Here is a 15,965-nt window from a genome sequence, read left to right as displayed (position 1 = left end):
CTTACCAATAAAAAACTCCGGTTTGTTTTTTCTTCACAAACCGAAGTTCATTTTTCAAATAGATTCTTTCTTAGAGAGTTCTATTGAAGCCGGAATGACTTTGTTTCGGGCAATCCCATTTACTAAGGCAATCTCAAATACTTCATGTAAATGTGTAACCGGCACAATATTAATTCCATCAATTTCATTTAAAATCGATTGCATATTTTCTTCCGGTATAATGACGGTTTCGGCTCCGGCCTTTTTCGCCGCCTTTACCTTCGGATATACACCGCCAATTGGCTTGACGTTCCCGTGAATGCTGATTTCCCCGGTCATCGCAACTTTGTTGTCAATTGGAATTTTATAAATCGCCGAATAAATCCCGGTCGCCATCGCAATTCCCGCTGATGGACCGTCGATCGGAACCCCGCCTGGGAAATTCACATGAATGTCGTAGTCATCTGCCGGAACACCCATTGAGCGTAATACGGTAATCACATTTTCAATCGAGCCGCGGGCCATACTTTTACGGCGAATCGATTTCCCTTGACCGCCAATACTTTCTTCTTCGACAATTCCGGTAATATTAATCGAACCCTTTTCTTTTGCCGGAATCACGGTAACTTCAATTTCCAGCAGTGCACCTGAATTAGGTCCGTAAACAGCGAGTCCATTTACAAGACCAACATGGGAATCATCATTAATTTTTCTTTCCATCCGCGGTGACATTTGGCTAGAATGAATTACCCATTCAATATCCTCATCCTTGAGAAATTCGCGATCCTCTTGTATTGCAAGTCCTGCAGCAATTTGAACTAAATTAACGGCTTCACGCCCATTTCTAGCATAATTGGAAAGAGTCTCCACACCCGTATCACTGATCGAAAGTTTCACTTTGTCCGCTGCTTTTCTTGACACTAAACTGATTTCCTCTTGACTTAATTCACGGAAGAACACTTCCATACAGCGCGAACGAATTGCTGGCGGAATTTCATTCGGTGTCCGCGTTGTTGCTCCAATCAAGCGGAAATCGGCAGGGAGCCCATTTTTAAAAATATCATGAATATGAGTCGGAATTTGTGTATTTTCCTCATGGTAATAAGCACTTTCAAGGAAAACCTTGCGATCCTCCAGCACCTTTAACAATTTATTCATTTGGATTGGATGTAATTCACCAATTTCATCAATAAACAATACACCGCCATGGGCATTGGTTACAGCCCCTTGCTTTGGCTGTGGAATTCCAGCCTGTCCCATCGCCCCCGCCCCCTGATAAATCGGATCGTGAACAGAACCAATTAACGGGTCGGCGATTCCCCGCTCGTCAAAACGGGCGGTTGTCGCATCAAGTTCAATAAAGACGGATGATGGCTTAAATGGTGATTTATTATTTTTCTTCGCTTCCTCCAGCACTAAACGGGCAGCAGCTGTTTTCCCTACACCCGGCGGTCCATAAATGATGACATGCTGTGGATTTGGGCCGCATAATGCCGCTTTTAAAGATTTAATTCCATCCTCCTGACCAACGATATCTTTAAAGCTCGTGGGACGTACTTTTTCCGATAATGGTTCCGTTAGCGAAATGGACCTCATTTTCCGAAGCTGTTCCATTTCCTTTCGTGATTCTCTATCGATGGAAACTTTTTGTGTTCGCTGATTTCTAAGCAAATTCCAAAAATATAGTCCAATAATGATTCCAAAAAAGAGCTGTATAAATAAGGCAATCCCCGTCCAACTCATATGATCCCCTCCTGCAGATTAATTCTGATAGATACCTTCAGTATTTCCTGCGAATGAGCGGAATAAACCACATTTTGTTAGGTTTGGGAAGAAAAAAAGAACCTGACATACGCCAGGTCCTTTGTTTTTCTAATTATGCTGATTTTTCGTTCGCTACCGTTCCATCCTCAAGAATGAGTTTCGGTTCGCTGTTGTTTAAAACCGTTTCTTTTGTAATGATACACTTGCTAATATCATCCCTTGAAGGAAGATCAAACATCACATCAAGCATGATCCCTTCAATGATGGAACGTAAGCCGCGGGCTCCTGTTTTTCGTTCAATCGCTTTTTTCGCAATTTCCACTAGAGCACCTTCTTCAAATTCTAAAGCAACATCGTCAATTTCAAGCATTTTTTGATATTGCTTAACTAAAGCATTCTTCGGCTTAGTCAAGATTTCAATTAAAGCATTTTCGTCTAATTGCTCAAGGCTTGCAATTACAGGCAGACGTCCGATAAATTCAGGAATTAAGCCAAAGCGAAGCAAGTCCTCAGGCAATACTTTTGATAAAAGCTCTTTTTGTCCAATTTCTTGGGTCTTTACTTCTGAACCGAAGCCAATTACTTTTTGCCCTAAACGGCGTTTAATAATTGGTTCGATACCGTCAAATGCACCACCGCAAATAAATAGAATATTCGTTGTATCAATTTGGATAAATTCTTGGTGCGGATGTTTTCTGCCGCCTTGTGGTGGAACACTTGCAACCGTACCTTCAAGAATTTTTAATAATGCCTGCTGAACACCTTCACCGGATACATCTCTTGTAATCGATGGGTTTTCCGATTTACGGGCAATTTTATCAATTTCGTCGATATAAATAATGCCTTTTTCTGCTTTTTCCACATCATAATCAGCGGCTTGGATTAATTTAAGCAAAATATTTTCAACATCTTCACCAACATACCCAGCCTCTGTTAAAGAAGTCGCATCGGCAATGGCAAAAGGAACGTTGAGAATGCGTGCCAATGTTTGTGCCAGAAGCGTTTTCCCGCTTCCAGTTGGTCCAATCATACAAATATTACTTTTTGAAAGCTCAACATCATCGATTTTACTATTGGAATTAATCCGCTTATAGTGGTTATAAACAGCTACCGATAGTGATTTCTTAGCCTGATCCTGGCCGATGACATATTCATCAAGAATTTCACAAATCTCTTTTGGTTTTGGAACATCCTTGAATTCTACCTCTTCTTCTGTTCCAAGCTCTTCCTCTACAATCTCTGTGCAAAGTTCAATACACTCATCACAAATATAAACTCCCGGACCCGCAACCAGCTTACGAACTTGATCCTGCGTTTTACCGCAGAAGGAACACTTTAATTGTCCTTTTTCATCATTAAATTTAAACAATCTTTTCACCCCTTGATACTTGTTGTCACACATTTTTTTGCTTGCGAATCCCAAATAAATCCGAATCTTTTTTCTTCTATTTTTAGTGGTATGTATTGCATTGTATCACATGAAGCCGATGGACTAGAAATAAAAAGCTTTATGTTTTCTACAGTTAAATTTATTGGGATTCGCTCTTTAAACAGAAACTTATGTACCCATTAAGCATAACCATAATTTTAAAGAATCAACCTTACAACCGTTTGGATTAATTTAATTCGCTATGTAATTCCGTTTTTCCTGCCCATCTGTAAAAATGTTTTCATGCTCTTATGGGGGATTAATAAAAAGGTTTCCCTCACCTTATTATAATATGTAATTTAAAAATTGTATAAAACAAGGCACGATGGAATCGTGCCTTGCATTAACATTTTTTATTTTTTGTTAGCAACAAGGAAATCTACAGCTTTTTGAAGTTGAAGATCTGCTTTAATACCTTCAACGCCGCCTAGTGCAGCTTTGATGCTGTCAGCTGTCATGTTGTACATACCAGCCATTTTTTCAAGCTCAGCATTTACATCTTCATCAGTTGCTTCAAGATTTTCTGCCTTCGCAATTGCTTCAAGTGTTAAGTTGATACGAACACGTTTTTCAGCATCACCCTTCATTTGGGCGCGTAAAGCATTTTCATCTTGACCTGAGAATTGGAAGTAAAGTTCAAGGTTCATCCCTTGCATTTGCAGACGTTGTTCAAATTCTTGAAACATACGGTTTACTTCGTTATCAACCATAACTGCTGGAATTTCCACTTCAGCATTTTCAGCTGCTTTTTCAACTACAGTATCACGAAGGTGATGTTCTGCTTCGTGCTTTTTGCTGTCAGCTAAACGGTTTTGGATTTTTTCTTTTAATGCATCGAATGTTTCAACTTCATCATCCACATCTTTTGCAAACTCGTCATCTAATGCAGGAAGTTCTTTTCCTTTAATTTCGTGAATTGTTACTTTGAATACCGCTGGCTTATCCGCAAGCTCTGCTGCATGGTATTCTTCTGGGAACGTTACTTCAACGTCTTTTGATTCGCCTGCTTTAACACCTACAAGCTGATCTTCAAAGCCAGGAATGAATGAACTTGAACCTAACTCAAGTGAGAAGTTTTCAGCTTTTCCGCCTTCAAATGCTTCGCCATCAACGAAACCTTCGAAATCGATCACAACTGTATCACCGTTCACAGCAGCACCCTCTTCTTTTACAACAAGTTCTGCTTGACGGTTTTGAAGTGTTTCTAATTCTTTTTGAACGTCTTCATCTGTAACATTTGCATCAAGCTCTTCTACTTCTAAGCCTTTGTACTCGCCTAATTTTACTTCAGGCTTAACTGTAACAGTTGCTTTGAAGATAAGCTCTTTGCCTTTTTCCATTTGCTCGATATCGATTTCAGGACGATCAACCGGCTCAATACCTGTTTCATCGATTGCATTTCCATATGCATCAGGAAGAATAATATCTAATGCATCTTGATATAATGATTCAACACCAAAACGCTTTTCAAACATTCCACGAGGCATTTTCCCTTTACGGAATCCTGGAACATTTACTTGTTTAACCACTTTTTGGAAAGCTGCGTCTAATCCTTTGCTTACTTCTTCGGCACTTACTTCAACTGTAAGGACACCGCGGTTACCTTCTAATTTTTCCCACTTAGCTGTCATACCGTTTTTTCCCTCCAACATCTATTCTCATTTCATTCTTGACGAATTGTATGAATATGTCTTGTTCTATCAAGTCATTATCCACTTATTGATGTAAAATATCAATTTTAACAGAATGCGACCCCTACATTATATCATAGGATTATTTTCTTTCAACTGCACAGCCTAAAAATTGGGGTAAGAATTTTCTTCTATTTCCCGTATTTTTACGATTGCTAGATTGATTTCCTTGCTGGAAACACGATATTCTTCCGCACTATCAAATAATTCAGGTCCATTTCCCATATATTCCTCGGCCAGATAATGAAAGGCTGCCGCCCAAGCACTAGGGTTTTCCGGCTCCAGTTCAAAAGGATAGCCGATAAAAAAGATCCGTTCTACCATTCCAATTATTTCTGCTAATAAAACTGGATTGCTATTTTCTAAATTTTCTTCTAAATGTTTGATAATTTTTTGCATTTTCGGTTGCGTATGGACTTCCGGCAAGTTCGTTGGAATAACTTTTATTATTTGATGAAACTTTTGAATTTCGATTTCTTTTTCATATTCCTGCTCTTTTAAAAGAGTTAATAGAGTGGTTTTAAAGAAAGGCTGCCCCGCTTCGGAGATTAAATAATCTTGGATTTCTTGTATATATGGTCGAATGTTCTTCTCTGCCAGTTTTGATAGAAGCAGCATTTGCTCGGTTGTGTTATGTAATGAAAAAAGATCCAGGCTTTTATGAATTGGACTATTTTTTTCCTGATGGGCTTCTTCTTTATCTGCTTGTTTTTGTTCGGCCATCCTTCTGCTAAATTGCAGGATGGTGAGAAAATGATCATGTTTTTCTGGTGGTATTTCTTTTTCATCCATTAAGACTTCAATCGTTGAAACAATTTCTTGATATTCGTGCAGCTGGATGAGAATGGTCAAATATAGGTCAACCATTTGAAAATAATCGCCAATGCCCTTTAATAATAGTTCGTTTGCAAGTTTTTTTGCTTTTCGAAAGCCACCTGATTCAAAATATGCTAAAACTAATCCCATTAATACGTCGCCATTCTCCGAATCAAGTTCCTTGGCATCTTCTAAAAAGCTGATCGCTTCTTCATATTTTTTCATTTGCAGGCTTTCTATGCCCTTTTCCGTTAATCGCTGTTCAAGCCCGGGAAAGAAGATTACATTTTCTTTTCTTTTAACTCGTTCCCGTTTTTTCATAAATACTCCGCCCTTATTTGTTGTTGAAAACAAGTTTAGCATGAATTAGATAAAAAACAAAAAAACTCACCTTCGTCCAGGTGAGTAAGATTCATATGGTATGTAGATGGCGTCCCAGGAGAGATTCGAACTCCCGACCGTACGCTTAGAAGGCGTATGCTCTATCCGGCTGAGCTACTGGGACATAGTCAATTATCAAAGACAAGATTTATTATATAGCCCTAAAATATAAATGTCAATAACATATTTGCTATTTTAAAAAACAAGAAACGGGGAGATCAAACTCCCCTTTCATCTCTTTGGTATGAAAAATTCAAAGGCTAAATCCTTTAGTTCCCGGCCGTTTAATTCAAAAACGGACATCTTTATTTTTTCATCCAGCAATTCAAGAATGACATATGTTTTTTCAAAGCGCTCACGCGGGAGACGAAGGCTGCCTGGGTTTATAAACAGCATTCCCCCAACAACTTCTGCTCCTAATACATGTGAATGCCCAAAACAAACAATATCGGCATTTACCTCTTGCGCCTTATACTTTAAATTCATCAAGGATGATTTAACCGAATATTTATGGCCATGGGTCACGAAAATCTTACGGCCATTTACCTCTTCAATCACTTCTTGTGGATAACCGCCGAAATCACAATTCCCAAGCACAGTAACAAACCCAGAAATCGCTTGGTCGTCCGGCATCAACTGCGAATCCCCGCAATGAATCATTAAATCGACTTTTTCTCTATGTCTGTCGCGAATGATTGCGAGATCCTTCGTCATTCCGTGGCTATCGCTGACAATCAAAATTTTACTCACGATTGATCTGCTCTTCTTAAAATTGAATCTAATACAGAATCTAACCTCTTTAATGCGTTAGCGCGGTGGCTGATCTTATTTTTTTCCTCTGAAGGCAGCTCGGCCATGGCAAGTCCCAAATCCGGTACATAAAAAATCGGATCGTAGCCAAAGCCGTGGGTCCCTCTTTTCTCCGTTAAAATCCGGCCTTCACATGTGCCATAAACCGTTATTGTCGCTTGGTTCGGCACGGCTACCGCCAAAGCACAATAAAATCTTGCTGTCCGCTCTTCCTCAGGGACACCTTCTAACTCGGAAAGAACTTTATCAATATTGTCCTGATCATTTTTATGTTCTCCTGCATATCGGGCGGAATAGATTCCCGGTCTGCCATCAAGCATATCGATAATTAAACCAGAATCATCACCGATGACCATTTTATTCAGCGCTTTGGAAACGGCTTCTGCCTTTAAGGTGGCATTTTCTTCGAAGGTAACCCCCGTTTCTTCTACATCGGGGATTTCAGGAAAATCTAATAGTGTTTTTACTTCGATTCCCCTTTTTCCAAAAATACTCTCAAACTCCCTCGCTTTTCCTGGGTTTTTAGTAGCAATTATGACTTCTCTCATTTTTTCATTCTTCTTTCTTCAATTTTTTCGGTAATGTCTGCGCCAAGGGCGATTCTTTGATGCTCAAAAAGTTCACTCAATCCTGCTTGAGCCGCATTTAGTAATTCATGAAGCTGATTGTAGGAAAAAGTAGATTCCTCACCTGTTCCTTGCAGCTCCACAAACTCGCCGCCACCGGTCATGACGACATTCATATCAACCTTTGCACTAGAGTCCTCCGGATAATTCAAATCCAAAATTGTTGTGTTATCTTCTAAAATTCCAACACTCGTAGCCGCCAGGAAATCGGTAATCGGAAATTTCATTGCTCTTTTTTCCGCCAATTCATTTAAGGCCAGAGTCATCGCGACAAACGCTCCGGTAATCGAAGCGGTACGAGTGCCGCCATCAGCCTGAATGACATCACAATCAATCCAAACCGTTTTTTCTCCTAGAGCATGTAAATCTACGATTGCTCTTAAAGCACGTCCAATCAACCGCTGAATTTCCATTGTCCTTCCCGAAACTTTTCCTTTGGAGGATTCTCTTACATTTCTCGATTCAGTGGCCCTTGGAAGCATTGAATATTCCGCAGTAATCCAGCCCTTGCCTTCCCCTCTCATAAAGTGCGGAACCCTGTCTTCGATTGTTGCAGTACAAATTACTTTTGTATCACCGACAGAAATGAGCACCGAGCCCTCTGGATGCTTTAAATAGTTTGTTTCAATATGTATCGGTCTTAGCTGTAATGGTTCGCGTCCATCAATTCGTACCATATTATCCTCCTTCCTAATCAAGCTCTAAAATAAACATAAGCCTGATGCCTGGCAAATAAAGAAGAGGCGGCAGGAAGCCAACCTCTTTCATGTTCACTATATAGTATAACAAAAAAATTTTTTTAAAAACTACCTGTATTTACTTTTTCCGGACGGGATACCGGCGCCGATAATTTTTTTCCCTGGTCATTTTTAAGATCTGATTTTCCTTTTACTTCAATCGCAACTTTTTCAATCCCCGGCTGCTCTGTTAACGTTAACACAATAGAGTTTAATAACGACTGTGAAATTTCCTTATCTTCAAAGCTTCCGTATATATTCTCATTAAAGTTCAATGTCACTTGTCCATTTTCCATCTTCGGAGCTTCAAGAAGTTTTGCATCGGACATAAATTCTGATAGTAAGTTAGACTTCTGACTCGGTCCTTGGATTAATTCCTTAACAGCTGCAGTTATATTGTCTTTTTCAGAATTGCTAACACGACGTGTGACCGGTACATAGTAGTAAGAGCCCTTTTTTTCACCGCCGATATAGTATACGGTTACCGGTTTTGTATTGGTAATGTCCGCTATATCCGTTGTATCAATATTAATTCCAATAGATCTTGTTAAGTGGTCGCTGATCGGTGTTCCGTTCACCGGCATTTCCGTTAATGGATGCCCGTTCATGGATAACTGTACAGACTTAACGGAATCAAATTGGGTTAGAGTCCAAGTGATGGATTGTAAAATTTTTAGTTCATCCCCAGGCTGATAGTTTTTAAATTCCTTTGAAAAATCAACATGGGCAACTCCGTCTGTAATCTTCATAGACATGGTTGTTTCTGCCGGAATGACTCCTCTAAAGCCGTTTGGCAGCATATCAGTAACCGGCCCATTATCGACCAGGTATTCTAAAGCCTGTGTAGCAGTTGAAGTTTTCTTCGGCAACGCTAATGTTTGTGGTACTACATAACCATTTTTATCGATGAGATATAGTTCTGTATTAACGGTGTTTTGTGCATTTTCTGTTTTTGCCACCGCTTCCTTGCTATCCTTTTTGGTACTGTTGGTGTTGTCCATAGAAACGGTTTTCGGCGGATCAATTTTCTTTTCTGCTTCGGTACTAAACAAGCCACATCCAGATAATAGAACGCTTGAAGCAAACATAGCCGAAACAAGGATGACAGCTTTATTTTTATTTATAGACATACAAATTCCCTCCCAAGACAGTTTGTACTACCATATATACGAGCCTTCCGGAAATTTAGACCGTCTTGAAAAAAAAATTTGGACATTCATAAAAAATCTTTAAAAATACAAAAGAGCCCCTAAAGGAGCTCCATTTTATAATTTAATTTTTTGTACATTGTCCACCGGCATATCCAGCCATTCAGAGGCAATTTTTGAAAAGATGCCTCTGGACCCGGTTGTAAAGAATTCATGTTCCGGATCGTCTTCAGTCTCTTCGAGCAAGTTATTGTATTGTAGAATGGCACTTATTTCTCTGGCCGTTTCATCTCCAGAGCTAATTACGTTGACCTCGGGCCCCATCACTTTTTTGATTAGCGGTCCGAGCAGTGGATAATGGGTACATCCTAAAATTAAGGTATCTAAATTTAAATTTAACATTGGCTGTAAGGATTGTGTAACAATTTTTTCAGCAAGTTCCCCATCATATTCTCCGCTCTCAACAAGTGGTACAAATTTTGGACAGGCACAAGCTTTTACAAACAGTCTGCTGTTTAACGCTTTTAATGCCTTTTCATAGGCCCCACTTTCTACCGTTACCTGGGTTCCAATAATCCCAACACGATAGTTCTTCGTTCGTTTAATCGCGGCCCGTGCTCCAGGATAAATGACCCCAAGCACCGGAACCTTTAATTCCCGCCGTATTTCATCAAGGGCAACAGCTGTCGCTGTGTTGCAAGCGATTACCAACATCTTAATCTGCTTTTCTAATAAAAAGGTTGTTAATTCCCAAGTGAATTTTTTAACTTCCCTTGTTGGTCTTGGCCCATAAGGACAACGTGCCGTATCACCCAAATAAATGATTTTTTCATTTGGAAGCTGGCGAATGATTTCTTTAGCCACCGTTAAACCGCCAACGCCGGAATCAATTACACCTATTGGTTGTTTCAAACTTCTCGCCTCATTTTTAACGCATTTCCTGATGCAATTTACCTAAATTGTTTTGGAGCAGAAGAATCTCATCTGTTGTGAAATTTTTTAAGATTTCCTCCAAATACACTTGTCGCTTTTTGATTACTTCATCAATGATTCTTTCGCCTTCCTCGAGCAAATGGATTCTTACTACCCGGCGATCATTGGGGTCCTTTACCCGGACAAGGAGCTGATTTTTCTCCATGCGGTCGACTAAATCAGTCGTGGTGCTGCAGGCAAGGAACATTTTATTTGATAACTCACCAATTGTCATATCGCCATCTTCAAATAGCCATTGCAAGGCAACAAACTGGGGAGGAGTAATTTTATAATTACTTAACATTTCTCTTCCTTTTTGTTTAATGATTCCGGATATGTACCGTAGTTCCTTTTCAATTGCCGCCACCATTTCCCCGTTCACTTTTTGTGAATTTTCGAGTTCCATGTATCATACACTCCTATAATATGCTTTCCCCTCAACTTAAAGCGCCGCTTAATGATTTGCTTTTTCTTTAAAAAAGCTGTGTTAAACTTGACTGTTGATTTCCGCTCCAATCAATAGGGTTAAAAAATAAACAATTTCTTTTAACACAGCCTTAAAAAAATTCATTAAGCTTGTATTTATTTTCTACTTTTTTCGCTTAAATTTCAAGCCGTAACATGAACGCAAATTTTTCCCTTTCAAAATATGAACCGGCCTCCCCAAAAGGAAGCCGGTCATGATTAAAGTTCTAGCTCTCCCATTCGAAGGAGCTCTACAACTGCTTGTGAACGCCCCTTAACACCAAGCTTTTGCATGGCATTGGAAATATGATTCCGAACCGTTTTTTCGCTTATAAATAATTCACCAGCGATTTCCTTCGTTGTTTTGTCTTGTACTAACAGTTCGAATACTTCTCTTTCGCGTTTGGTGAGTAATGGCTTGTGAGTATAATCATTCTCCTTCAAGTATTGTGACCCTCCTTGCCTTCGCCAGTTATGAACCGTGGGGTGGGTATATATTTAGTCACCATATCATATGTGAACTGCACAAATGTAGTGACTACAATACTATCTGAAAAATGATTTTGTTTCGTTAAACTTTCACATCGATTTGTTTTTGAAGCAGACTTCTCATTTTTTCTGACCATGAAAGCCCTTTGCCAGTCCTTTTCGAAATTTGGACAAGCGTCCCTCTCCCTACAAATCCAACTGAACCATCTTCTTTTTTACCCATGTAATGAAGATCGACTGAAGAATTGCCGACTGATGCTGCTTTTACATATACCTTTAAATTCTCCCCGAAAAAAATTTGCTCTAAAAAATCACATTGAAGATCGGCAACAACCGGGAATGTAACACTTTCAGGCTTTACCCATTCATCCATTAATCCAATTGATTTTAAATATTCCGTCCGTACTTCCTCAAAATAGACGAATGGAACTGTATTGTTCATATGACCGAACATATCTGTCTCGGAAAATCTAACACGGATGGGAAGAAAATAGGAGAATCCCTGCTCCCATTTATGGAAATCGTCAATGTATTTTGCTTTTGCCATGTTGTTTTCACACCTCCTTTTTACAAAAATGAATAGTCATTCATTTCACTTTATTCTCATTATAATTCAAAAAATAAAAAGTTCCAATACTCTGGAACTTTTCTACGATTTTGGCTTAGCATAAATAATATATCGTTTTGGCGCATTTCCTACATATCTGAAAGGATAACAGGTGGTTAAAATCAATTCCTCTTGTTTATTTTGCAAGGTAATAACACGGGTATCATTGGCTTTTACAATTTTCATAAAGGTAATTTCATATTCATTGTTGCCCGTTGAATCTTTTACCATTAATGAATCACCTTTTTTTAATTCACCAAGGTGACGTTTTTGGGTTGAATCAGCCTGCTGCTGTTCTGAGACAATTTCTTTTGCTTCATTTAAAGATGCCTTTGTTTGCACTTTCACATCGATAAACTGCCAAACCCCAATCCCTATTAATATAAGTCCTGCTAAAACAAGCAGAAGTGGAATCTTTGATTTCACTTTCACCATACCATCCTTTTTCAAATTACTTTCATTATAACAAAAGGGTCACAAGAAAACTTATATTAAAAAAAACCTTCTTTTCCGGAACAGAAAAGAAGGTTTTTCTTGATTAATCGTTGTCGCTTCCAAAGAAGTTTCTGAATGATTGGAAGGTAGCATCACGGTTAACAGCTGCGATGGAGGTTGTAATTGGAATTCCTTTCGGACAAGATTGCACACAGTTTTGTGAGTTCCCACAGCCTTGCATTCCGCCATCTTCCATAAAGGCATTTAAACGTTCCGCTTTATTCATTTCACCAGTTGGGTGAGCATTGAACAAACGAACTTGGTTAAATGCAGCTGGTCCCATAAAGTTTGTTTTGTCGTTCACATTTGGACATGCTTCTAAACAAACACCACATGTCATACATTTAGAAAGCTCGTAAGCCCATTGACGTTTTTTCTCAGGCATACGTGGTCCAGGACCTAAATCGTAGGTACCATCGATTGGAATCCATGCTTTTACTTTCTTTAAAGCATTAAACATTCTGCTACGGTCAATTTGCAAGTCGCGGACAACCGGGAATGTTTTCATTGGCGCCAAGCGAATTGGCTGCTCTAATTTATCGACAAGTGCCGAACAAGATTGGCGAGGCTTACCATTGATAACCATTGAACAAGCACCGCAAACTTCTTCAAGACAGTTCATTTCCCAAGTAATTGGGGTTGTAGCCTGTCCTTTTGTGTTAACAGGATTTCTGCGAATTTCCATTAACGCCGAGATTACGTTCATATTCGGACGGTATGGAACCTCGAATTCTTCCTCGAAAGGAGCAGAATCTGGGGTATCCTGACGGGTTATAATAAATTTTACTGTTTTTGTTTCAGCCATTTCTTCCTACTCCCCTTTCATTAATGCTTTTTAGTATAGTCACGCTTGCGTGGCTTAAGAAGTGAAATATCAATATCCTCGTAATGTAAAGCTGGAGCAGAACTTGCATCAACAAATTTAGCCATTGTTGTTTTCATAAATTCCTCATCATTCCGCTCTGGGAAATCAGGCTTATAGTGAGCACCGCGGCTCTCGTTACGATTATATGCACCAAGTGTAATAACACGTGCAAGCTGAAGCATGTTTTGCAATTGACGTGTGAACGCTGCTCCTTGGTTGCTCCACTTAGCTGTATCATTGATATTGATTTTCTTATAGCGCTCTATAAGCTCTTGAATTTTTTCATCAGTCTTTAACAAGCGATCATTGTAACGAACAACGGTTACGTTATCTGTCATCCATTCGCCAAGCTCTTTATGAAGAATATATGCATTTTCGTTGCCATCCAAAGACATAATTGAATTCCATTTTTGTTCTTCTTCTTTCACTTTACGATCAAAAATGGAAGAAGGAATAGCATCCGAACTCTTTTCAAGTCCTTCAATATACCGAACCGCATTTGGACCTGCAACAGAACCACCATAAATGGCTGATAATAATGAATTCGCTCCTAAACGGTTCGCACCATGTTGTGAATAATCACATTCACCAGCGGCAAACAAGCCAGGGATGTTCGTCATTTGATCATAGTCAACCCACATTCCGCCCATAGAATAGTGGACAGCAGGGAAAATTTTCATTGGAACTTTACGTGGATCATCGCCAACGAATTTTTCATAAATCTCGATAATTCCACCTAATTTAACATCTAATTCATGTGGATCCTTGTGTGAAAGATCAAGGAATACCATATTTTCACCATTAACACCAAGTTTATCATCCACACACACATGGAAAATTTCACGTGTTGCAATATCACGTGGTACGAGGTTACCATATGCAGGATATTTTTCCTCTAAGAAATACCAAGGTTTACCGTCTTTATATGTCCAAATACGACCGCCTTCCCCACGAGCTGATTCACTCATAAGACGCAGCTTATCATCACCAGGAATCGCAGTTGGGTGAATTTGAATCATTTCACCATTTGCATAATAAACACCTTGTTGATATAAAATTGACGCAGCAGAACCTGTATTAATAACAGAGTTAGTTGATTTACCAAAGATAATCCCAGGGCCGCCTGTTGCCATAATGACCGCATCGGCAACGAAAGATTTAATCTCCATTGTTCTTAAATCTTGAGCAACAACACCGCGGCATACACCTTCATCATCAAGTACTGCGCCAAGGAATTCCCAGCCTTCGTACTTTGTAACTAAACCTTCTACTTCATGACGACGAACTTGTTCATCTAATGCATAAAGAAGCTGCTGTCCAGTCGTTGCACCGGCAAATGCGGTACGGTGATGTTGTGTTCCGCCAAAGCGACGGAAATCAAGTAATCCTTCAGGGGTACGGTTAAACATAACTCCCATCCGGTCAAATAAGTGAATAATACCAGGTGCTGCATCACACATCGCCTTAACCGGAGGCTGATTTGCTAAGAAGTCCCCGCCATAAATTGTATCGTCAAAGTGAATCCAAGGAGAGTCGCCTTCCCCTTTTGTATTTACTGCTCCATTAATACCACCTTGGGCACAAACAGAGTGAGAACGTTTAACCGGAACAAGAGAAAATAACTCTACCGGTGTCCCTGATTCTGCCACCTTGACGGTTGCCATCAAGCCAGCTAAACCGCCGCCGACTACGATCACCTTACCTTTACTCATCGTGACTCACTCCCTAATCCTAAATCCAATATTTTCCGTTCAAAATTACCTTGATCACACAAATGCTAGAAGCGCTTGAATTCCAATAATGGAAAGCAACACGAAAATAATTAAAGTCACATATGTAGAAATGACTTGTGAACGTGGTGAAATGGTAATTCCCCAGCTAACCATGAATGACCATAAACCATTTGAGAAGTGGAAAATAACTGAAATAACTCCCACTAAATAAAACCCGAACATGAATGGTGAAGATAAAATATCCGCCATCATTTGGAAGTTAAGCTCTGTTCCAAATGCCATCGCAATACGTGTTTCCCAAACATGCCATGCAATAAAGATCAGGGCAATTACTCCAGTAATACGCTGAAGGATGTACATCCAGTTTCTGAAAAAGCCCATTCTGCCAACATTGCTTTTTGATGTAAATGCAATATAAAGCCCGTAGATTGCATGAAATAATAATGGCAAATAAATTAATACCCATTCTAACACGTTTAGGAATGGAAGACCTTCCATGAAATTTACTGCTTTTTGAAAGGATTCTGCTCCCCCTGTTGCAGCATGGTTGACTACAAGGTGCACGATTAGGAACAATCCAATAGGAATGACTCCCAGCAGCGAGTGCACTCTTCGCGAAATAAATTCTCGATTTCCCGCCATAATTTACCCCCCTTAAATAATAAGAATGATGTTAAGTTTCTTTCCTTTTTTTTATAGACTTTTTAAAAAGAAATTTCAACCTAGCATCACTATGACAAATTTGTGACATGTCCATTTTACTCCTGTCGACAAATAGCGTCAAGAAACCGTATACAGAATTATTTTCTAAAAATACATTTTTTTATTGAATTTAATAGTAAAAGAGAGTGCTAAGCGCTTACATTTTTAGAGGTTGATTTTGGAAGCGTTTCCATCAAAACAACACTTTATTTATCATGATATTAAGGATAGAAATTAAAGCAAAAAGGTAATATAT

At 39.3% G+C, this 15,965-nt stretch carries 16 protein-coding genes and 1 tRNA gene; all 17 read right to left on the bottom strand.

Going from position 1 to position 15,965, the window contains the following annotated elements:
* Positions 1–54 precede the first annotated feature (54 nt).
* A complete protein-coding gene (gene lonB, locus BIV60_RS01320; protein WP_071353944.1) occupies positions 55–1,722 on the bottom strand; it encodes an ATP-dependent protease LonB in 1,668 nt (555 codons plus the stop codon).
* 133 nt (positions 1,723–1,855) lie between these two features.
* A complete protein-coding gene (clpX, locus tag BIV60_RS01315) occupies positions 1,856–3,112 on the bottom strand; it encodes an ATP-dependent protease ATP-binding subunit ClpX (protein WP_071353943.1) in 1,257 nt (418 codons plus the stop codon).
* Positions 3,113–3,525: 413 nt separating this feature from the next.
* A complete protein-coding gene (gene tig, locus BIV60_RS01310; RefSeq protein ID WP_071353942.1) occupies positions 3,526–4,803 on the bottom strand; it encodes a trigger factor in 1,278 nt (425 codons plus the stop codon).
* 165 nt (positions 4,804–4,968) lie between these two features.
* Complete coding sequence (locus BIV60_RS01305; RefSeq protein WP_071353941.1) at positions 4,969–6,000, bottom strand: tetratricopeptide repeat protein; 1,032 nt, start codon at positions 5,998–6,000, stop codon at positions 4,969–4,971.
* Positions 6,001–6,107: 107 nt separating this feature from the next.
* Positions 6,108–6,184 (bottom strand) — tRNA-Arg (locus BIV60_RS01300).
* Between the two features lie 107 nt (positions 6,185–6,291).
* The gene (locus tag BIV60_RS01295; RefSeq protein WP_083402052.1) at positions 6,292–6,810 is read right to left on the bottom strand and encodes a metallophosphoesterase family protein; all 519 of its coding nucleotides are present in this window, start codon (positions 6,808–6,810) and stop codon (positions 6,292–6,294) included.
* Positions 6,807–7,418, bottom strand: coding sequence for an XTP/dITP diphosphatase (locus BIV60_RS01290; RefSeq protein WP_071353940.1), 612 nt, complete (start codon positions 7,416–7,418; stop codon positions 6,807–6,809). Before BIV60_RS01290 ends, BIV60_RS01295 begins: the two co-directional genes overlap by 4 nt.
* Positions 7,415–8,173, bottom strand: a complete 759-nt coding sequence (gene rph, locus BIV60_RS01285) for a ribonuclease PH (RefSeq protein WP_071353939.1) — start codon at positions 8,171–8,173, stop codon at positions 7,415–7,417. Before rph ends, BIV60_RS01290 begins: the two co-directional genes overlap by 4 nt.
* A gap of 122 nt (positions 8,174–8,295) precedes the next feature.
* Complete coding sequence (locus tag BIV60_RS01280) at positions 8,296–9,363, bottom strand: GerMN domain-containing protein (protein ID WP_071353938.1); 1,068 nt, start codon at positions 9,361–9,363, stop codon at positions 8,296–8,298.
* A gap of 135 nt (positions 9,364–9,498) precedes the next feature.
* The gene (gene racE, locus BIV60_RS01275) at positions 9,499–10,293 is read right to left on the bottom strand and encodes a glutamate racemase (protein ID WP_071353937.1); all 795 of its coding nucleotides are present in this window, start codon (positions 10,291–10,293) and stop codon (positions 9,499–9,501) included.
* 16 nt (positions 10,294–10,309) lie between these two features.
* Positions 10,310–10,759, bottom strand: a complete 450-nt coding sequence (locus BIV60_RS01270) for a MarR family winged helix-turn-helix transcriptional regulator (protein WP_071353936.1) — start codon at positions 10,757–10,759, stop codon at positions 10,310–10,312.
* A 278-nt stretch (positions 10,760–11,037) separates the two neighbouring features.
* Positions 11,038–11,262: a spore germination transcription factor GerE gene (gerE, locus tag BIV60_RS01265; protein WP_026572264.1), complete on the bottom strand. Its 225-nt coding sequence runs from the start codon at positions 11,260–11,262 to the stop codon at positions 11,038–11,040.
* Between the two features lie 127 nt (positions 11,263–11,389).
* The gene (locus BIV60_RS01260; RefSeq protein ID WP_071353935.1) at positions 11,390–11,854 is read right to left on the bottom strand and encodes an acyl-CoA thioesterase; all 465 of its coding nucleotides are present in this window, start codon (positions 11,852–11,854) and stop codon (positions 11,390–11,392) included.
* A gap of 102 nt (positions 11,855–11,956) precedes the next feature.
* Positions 11,957–12,349: a sortase gene (locus BIV60_RS01255; protein ID WP_083402051.1), complete on the bottom strand. Its 393-nt coding sequence runs from the start codon at positions 12,347–12,349 to the stop codon at positions 11,957–11,959.
* Positions 12,350–12,452: 103 nt separating this feature from the next.
* Positions 12,453–13,214: a succinate dehydrogenase iron-sulfur subunit gene (gene sdhB, locus BIV60_RS01250; protein ID WP_071353934.1), complete on the bottom strand. Its 762-nt coding sequence runs from the start codon at positions 13,212–13,214 to the stop codon at positions 12,453–12,455.
* A 20-nt stretch (positions 13,215–13,234) separates the two neighbouring features.
* On the bottom strand, positions 13,235–14,986 hold the full coding sequence (gene sdhA, locus BIV60_RS01245; RefSeq protein ID WP_071353933.1) for a succinate dehydrogenase flavoprotein subunit: 1,752 nt from the start codon (positions 14,984–14,986) through the stop codon (positions 13,235–13,237).
* A gap of 54 nt (positions 14,987–15,040) precedes the next feature.
* A complete protein-coding gene (locus BIV60_RS01240) occupies positions 15,041–15,649 on the bottom strand; it encodes a succinate dehydrogenase cytochrome b558 subunit (RefSeq protein ID WP_071353932.1) in 609 nt (202 codons plus the stop codon).
* Positions 15,650–15,965: the final 316 nt, after the last annotated feature.

This window comes from Bacillus sp. MUM 116, assembly GCF_001866655.1.
Lineage (GTDB): Bacteria > Bacillota > Bacilli > Bacillales > Cytobacillaceae > Neobacillus.
The sequence above is the reverse complement of the archived record's forward strand: the minus strand, read 5'-3'. Positions and strand labels throughout refer to the sequence as shown.

Bases quoted from the DNA above. Each gene is read 5' to 3' on its own strand.
- tig (WP_071353942.1), bottom strand. From the start codon at position 4,803: ATGACAGCTAAGTGGGAAAAATTAGAAGGTAACCGCGGTGTCCTTACA.
- sdhB (WP_071353934.1), bottom strand. From the start codon at position 13,214: ATGGCTGAAACAAAAACAGTAAAATTTATTATAACCCGTCAGGATACC.
- BIV60_RS01270 (WP_071353936.1), bottom strand. From the start codon at position 10,759: ATGGAACTCGAAAATTCACAAAAAGTGAACGGGGAAATGGTGGCGGCA.
- BIV60_RS01240 (WP_071353932.1), bottom strand. From the start codon at position 15,649: ATGGCGGGAAATCGAGAATTTATTTCGCGAAGAGTGCACTCGCTGCTG.
- BIV60_RS01260 (WP_071353935.1), bottom strand. From the start codon at position 11,854: ATGGCAAAAGCAAAATACATTGACGATTTCCATAAATGGGAGCAGGGA.
- BIV60_RS01305 (WP_071353941.1), bottom strand. From the start codon at position 6,000: ATGAAAAAACGGGAACGAGTTAAAAGAAAAGAAAATGTAATCTTCTTT.
- BIV60_RS01290 (WP_071353940.1), bottom strand. From the start codon at position 7,418: ATGAGAGAAGTCATAATTGCTACTAAAAACCCAGGAAAAGCGAGGGAG.
- lonB (WP_071353944.1), bottom strand. From the start codon at position 1,722: ATGAGTTGGACGGGGATTGCCTTATTTATACAGCTCTTTTTTGGAATC.
- rph (WP_071353939.1), bottom strand. From the start codon at position 8,173: ATGGTACGAATTGATGGACGCGAACCATTACAGCTAAGACCGATACAT.
- BIV60_RS01255 (WP_083402051.1), bottom strand. From the start codon at position 12,349: ATGGTGAAAGTGAAATCAAAGATTCCACTTCTGCTTGTTTTAGCAGGA.
- BIV60_RS01280 (WP_071353938.1), bottom strand. From the start codon at position 9,363: ATGTCTATAAATAAAAATAAAGCTGTCATCCTTGTTTCGGCTATGTTT.
- sdhA (WP_071353933.1), bottom strand. From the start codon at position 14,986: ATGAGTAAAGGTAAGGTGATCGTAGTCGGCGGCGGTTTAGCTGGCTTG.